This window comes from Patescibacteria group bacterium, from assembly GCA_041675205.1.
Taxonomy (GTDB): Bacteria; Patescibacteriota; Patescibacteriia; order GWA2-46-9; family GWA2-46-9; genus JBAYUF01.
On sequence record JBAYUF010000023.1, the window covers coordinates 1 to 3401 of the forward strand.

Consider the following 3401-nt stretch of genomic DNA (forward strand, 5'->3'; position numbering starts at 1 on the left):
AATGGTTTTCGCCGCCGCTGCCAAAAACGAATGTCCGCACATTACGACAAAGACATAAAAGCATGCCACGCACGGCAGGCCGACGACCCTAGCGCCCGCATGGTTTACACCAGTCCGGCAGTGTGGTACGACGTGCGCGACTCAACCCAATGGCAGATAGACACCGCCGTACGGGAAGGCATGCACGCTGCTGTGCCAGCCTCACCGCTGTGGGCCGACGTGCCTGTGGTAGAGGCTGGGGGCGTCTTTGACATGTACGCACTCATAGGCTACGACCACCGCGCCGACCGCTACACCGCCCCGACCCCGGCCCCGTTGGTCGTAGGGGAACTTGTAAACCCGGTGTAACAAATGGTTCGTAAGTGCCTGATTTGCAAGGGGTGCGGTTGCTTGACGCCGTACCTTTGGCGCTATACCATGCCGCCGTTGGTCAGATAACGTTGACCGGCTGGCATGTGCCTACTATGGACACACTCACGGAACAAGGTAAGTTTCTCATGGACGCTAAAGCGTTAGGCGTTGTGTGTACGCGTTACGAAATGAACGATTTCCGTTGTATGGATATCCTCAAAGAAACCTATAAAAACCAAATGGGATTGTTCGCTGATCATATTCCGCGTGCTGGTAGTTTTCTGATCGTGGCGCATGATGGGTTAGACGCTTTTGGTTACGTGATGGCGACAGGTTCCAACGATGGTACGTATATCCACCTTGTGGATGTGCTGCCAGATTTTCAAAGAAAAGGAATCGCCGCAAAAATGTTCGCGTTCCTCGAAACCTCGATCCAGTATTGGCGTGGGATTGAGGGACTGAAATACAAAGCGAACTATCCTGTGATGCTACATTGCATGGGAAGTAACATCGAAGCACGGGGGCTTTATAAAAAGATGGGGTTTCATACGGTGTGCAGGGTGCCCAACTGGCCCAACATGTACGAGTGGCAACACGTTATGCGCAAGAATGCGCCGGGGAAATAACGAAAGCGTAAATGGTAATTTCTCTTTACCGGGCCGATTTGGCCTATCCTACGTTTAAAAGGGGATACACACCGTGTCGAAAGACTTTGATGCAATATTCGAGCAACTGTCAGCATTCGAAAAAGGGTTGGCCGAAGGCACTCTGCTGAAACCCAGCTTGATAAAAGCGATGCTGAAAGAAATCATCACTAGTGCAACAGTGCTTTCCAATCGTGGGAAACTCCCACAAGGTTCGAAATCTGTTCTGGCCCGAATCACCAAATTGTGCGAAGCCACATTGACCGGGTTGACAAATAAGGAAATCACTTTTACCGAATTGCGTTTGGACATCAGCCGCGACAAATTGGGGCCACTGCATACACTGCTGGTTAAATCTGTAACGGGCACAGTTACGGACGCCGACAAAGAGCAAGCGCGTGATTACGAAACAGACGAAAACAAGTCTGCCGAAATCAATCGCCTGCTGAAAGATTATGATCCCGGCAAAACGCTTATCGGTGTTACGAAATACGATAGTCAGGATGTAATCGACGACGTTGGTATGTACCTTTCGCGAAACTTCACCGCTTCGCAGCTTCGTGCCATCACCAAAGAAATGATGCACGATTATACGTACGAAGACTTCTGGAACGCATTGCATGGCAAGGATGCGAAACAACACGCTGGCATTATCAAGCGTGAACTGACCAAAAAGCACGACGACGAATACGCTCAATTATCCGAGTCGTATAAGCATTTGAAAGACACTATCCCGAAACAGATTCCGCACGGCGCACCGTTCACCGCGATTGCGCACCCGGTAGTTCCACTATTCGACGATATCAATGCAATGAAAGATCCCGGCAAGCTGGAGCGTGCGGGTTTCAAGGTTACGCCGGTTGGCGACCATTTCATCGTGTTGGACAATCAAATGCTGCTTTGTATGGATTTGGAACGAATGGGCGTTTCAGCTTCACTCCGCCCTAGCCGTGACAAGACCAAACTGAAAAGTGTAAATAACTCTAGTGAACTGATGGATGCAATCGAGGAAGTTCTCGAAATCGTTAACCGTCGTGCACCGAAGAAATTTGCAATTGCTTCACAAACGATTGTACGTAACCCACATAACCCGAAAATTGTGCTGGTTTGGATTATGACCGAACACAGTCGCAAGATGCTGGAAGCCAGTCTGCGCACCCGTCGTGTTGATTGGGATATCCCGCGTCACAATATAGCCCCGGTTCGTTTGTCCCACGGTGCTATGCCGGAAGAAACTCGCAAACTGATCGACAAGTCTTTGGAAAAACATGGTAGTTCGAAACAAACAGACGCCTCTCTCCGTAAGCATCGTGAACTGACTAACCGTTCGTGAGCGCTGCCGGAAAGTATGAACAAGGAGATTGCTCCATTTGCAGAAAATGGTTCTCCTTGCTTCATTGGCATCATACCATTCCGCAGTCTTTAGGCGGGAAGGATAGTTTGGAAATCCCGTTATGTGCACAATGCCATAACGTGCTGCACGCGCATGCATTGGCGTTAGTAGCAAGGCACAAAACAGGTCGGGCGATTCGCCGCACGTATTGGGCTAACACCGAAATGGAATCCAACGCGGCACAGTATATAAAAATACTTGTGGATGCTATCTTGAGTGATGAAGCTGTTCGTGGAAAACAGTACGTCATGACTTTCAAGGCTAGTCCCGCGTTGCACACAGCACTGCATATGTTCAAAATGGACAGCAACGCCAAATCGCTAGAAAAAGCGATTCTGCTTGCACTCGGTGAAACTTTAAAGACTAGGGGTTATCTGGACAATGAGCATTCAAAAAGGGATCAACGCGAAGGTAAAGACAGCGGTGCGGGAAGTCTCGCCAAACTGTGGTGACTGTAGCGGATTCAACTGCGAAATTCTCATAGAGAATAATAAAGCAGTGTGCTCAAAACTCGACGTGATTAAAACGTCAAAGCCTTGCCAGCAATTCGTTCCTGATCCAAAGAACGTTGTTGGTGCGGGGGACTTGGGAGCGTTAGCAAATTTGATTCACACCATGACGCCAGAAGCACGGCGGGCACTCGGTGTTCTTCTCTTCAACGAAGACAAAACAATCAAGCAAAAAATGCGTTTCATGCAAAAGGTTTTCGTGCGTTACCGTGGCGCGTCCAACCGCAACTATCTGTCGAATTTCATGGAAGCCTACGTGATGTATGCAACCGCGAAAACTTACAAGCTTATGAGTCTCGACGGGCGCTGTGTTATGACCTTCGGTGAGCATTGCAAACCAATCATTCACACAGAGGATGATTTTGCAGAAATGTCGGCGAAGATGATTCGTAAGGGCTCGCTGGTTGATCCAGACATTGAGCAACTTATCTCCCGGCGTTTCCGTTGTGAAGAAGAATACGACTTGAATCTGGTGGACAAAGACGATCCTTCGACCGTTTCCAC

5 protein-coding genes are annotated in these 3401 nt (G+C 49.2%); all 5 read left to right on the forward strand.

Translation table 11 applies throughout. From position 1 onward, the window contains the following. On the forward strand, positions 1 to 348 hold a 348-nt coding region (locus WC052_05910), incomplete at its 5' end, for a hypothetical protein (protein ID MFA7287170.1). Positions 349 to 362: 14 nt separating this feature from the next. After that, complete coding sequence (locus WC052_05915) at positions 363 to 977, forward strand: GNAT family N-acetyltransferase (protein ID MFA7287171.1); 615 nt, start codon at positions 363 to 365, stop codon at positions 975 to 977. A gap of 73 nt (positions 978 to 1050) precedes the next feature. Continuing rightward, positions 1051 to 2328 carry a hypothetical protein gene (locus WC052_05920; protein ID MFA7287172.1) on the forward strand — a complete coding sequence of 426 codons (1278 nt, stop codon included), beginning with the start codon at positions 1051 to 1053 and terminating at the stop codon, positions 2326 to 2328. Next, complete coding sequence (locus WC052_05925) at positions 2325 to 2840, forward strand: HNH endonuclease signature motif containing protein (protein ID MFA7287173.1); 516 nt, start codon at positions 2325 to 2327, stop codon at positions 2838 to 2840. Before WC052_05920 ends, WC052_05925 begins: the two co-directional genes overlap by 4 nt. Beyond that, positions 2770 to 3401, forward strand: a 632-nt coding sequence (locus WC052_05930) for a hypothetical protein (GenBank protein MFA7287174.1), incomplete at its 3' end; no start/stop codon positions are given. The genes WC052_05925 and WC052_05930, both read left to right, overlap by 71 nt.